Here is a 1,896-nt window from a genome sequence, read left to right as displayed (position 1 = left end):
CTTTAATAATGGAATTGGAATAGAAGTTCTTGAAGAAAATAACTATTATCCATTTGGGTTAAAGCATGAAGGATATAATATACTGACTGGAAACCCTGCTTATAAGTACCGTTATAACGGAAAAGAATTGCAGCAGGAAACGGGACAGTATGATTATGGCGCAAGATTTTATATGCCCGATATTGGAAGATGGGGTGTGGCAGATCCGCTTGCTGAACAATATCGTAGATGGTCCCCCTTCAACTATGCAATGAATAATCCAATAATGTTTATTGATCCTGATGGTCGAGGTACAGAAAGCACTCATACAGATAAATTTGGAAATGTAGTGAAGGTTATAGAAGATGGAGATTTAGGGGTTTATCGTCATAATGGTAATACTCAAGAAACTAAACAAGAACTTAATCAAAAATATTCGAAAGATAATACCTCGGGAGGTGGCGAAAGAATGGGAAGAACACTTGTTTGGAATTCCTTTACAGAATTTGACGGAAGTGGTAAGGAAGCAGGTAAAATAAATTTTGGATCTTTCCAGGCAAGAGATTGGCTTAATAATTTTAGTGATGCAATCTCTAAAGATACTGAAGCCAATGGAGGGTTTGTAGCAAGGATGAATTATGCCTGGAATGGTGGCGGAGGTGATAAATATGATTATAAGACGCAAAATGGAGACGGGTTATACGCTGGCTCACAAATAGCAGAAGGGGTATACGCTTCAGCTAGAGATGTTGGAAATTTTGCAGCAGGCAGAGCCGCTGCAATAACAGGACAAGATAAAATGAATTTCATGCTGAATGCAGGAGGGTTCAACATATCTGGTAATAGTAAAATGGGGCTTATATTTAACAATTCACACTGGAAAAGTGAAGCCCAAAAAGCAGGTTTTCCTGCTTATGGAGAACATTTTAATTCAAATCTATTTCAGCGTTTAGGTTATGAAAATGTAACGACAGCTCAAGGAATAATCAAAAAAAGCAAAATAATATGGGGGGACAAAAAATAAAAAGTATCTATCTGCTTTTACCATTATTGCTATCTATTATAGCATGTGGACATCCTGATTTCGAAAAATTTGAAGGCACTGGTTTTTCTTATCAAATAAGTGCTGGTAAAACAGATATAGTGCGTGTTAGATATACTACCGATGAAGGAGCGCCTTCAATTCAGCTTTTTGATACAAAAGGAAGGCTTAAAGAAAAAGTTACTATTGCACCTTATATGGGTTTAGGATTGACTGCAATGAAAAATGACACCATACAAATGACATATACTATTGGACAGAGTGACCTTAATATGTTTTTACCTTGGTTCAAGAAAAACAAATTTAATTCTAGTCGCATAGGCAACTATTCGATTCGGTATAATTATGAAATACAAAATGAATATTTGGAAAATGAAGGTTCGGAAATAGATTCATTATATATTGATAAGAATACACAAATGATGTCTCTATTTCTAAAACATAAATTAATTATTAAAAAGCCGATGTACTTATTTAGAGTTGAGTCTTCTGAAATAAAACTTTATGATCCCGTAAGTAAATCATATACACCGTATTCATTTGCAAACAATAAAAATATTGCTGAGGAGTATCTTAAAAAAGTTCTTGCTTTATATTAATTAGTAATATTCCTCCGCTAAGCAAAGTCTTCTGACTTTGAGTTGTTGAAAAAAACCACTGCAATTCGCAGTGGTTTTTAGTACGATCGAAATACAAATTTGTGTTATCTGAATCATTTTAATGGAATAAAAAGAGTTGATTTTGCCTGTCCCAACGCTCCCAACGCTCCCGCACGAACCGGGATATATGATGTTCGACAGGCTTTATTATACCAGAAATACACAGCAGAATGAAAATGTTTATAACTTCTATAGAGCAGACGGAACAAAGCTTAG

The 1,896-nt window shown here is 34.9% G+C and carries 2 protein-coding genes; both read left to right on the top strand.

The features are described from left to right. On the top strand, positions 1-1,003 hold a 1,003-nt coding region (locus tag DRF60_RS20830), incomplete at its 5' end, for an RHS repeat-associated core domain-containing protein (RefSeq protein ID WP_133297268.1). Continuing rightward, the gene (locus tag DRF60_RS20825) at positions 985-1,620 is read left to right on the top strand and encodes a hypothetical protein (protein ID WP_116015270.1); all 636 of its coding nucleotides are present in this window, start codon (positions 985-987) and stop codon (positions 1,618-1,620) included. The genes DRF60_RS20830 and DRF60_RS20825, both read left to right, overlap by 19 nt. Positions 1,621-1,896: the final 276 nt, after the last annotated feature.

This window comes from Chryseobacterium elymi (assembly GCF_003385495.1).
GTDB classification, from domain to species: domain Bacteria; phylum Bacteroidota; class Bacteroidia; order Flavobacteriales; family Weeksellaceae; genus Chryseobacterium; species Chryseobacterium elymi.
This window is presented reverse-complemented; position numbering and strand designations above follow the sequence as displayed.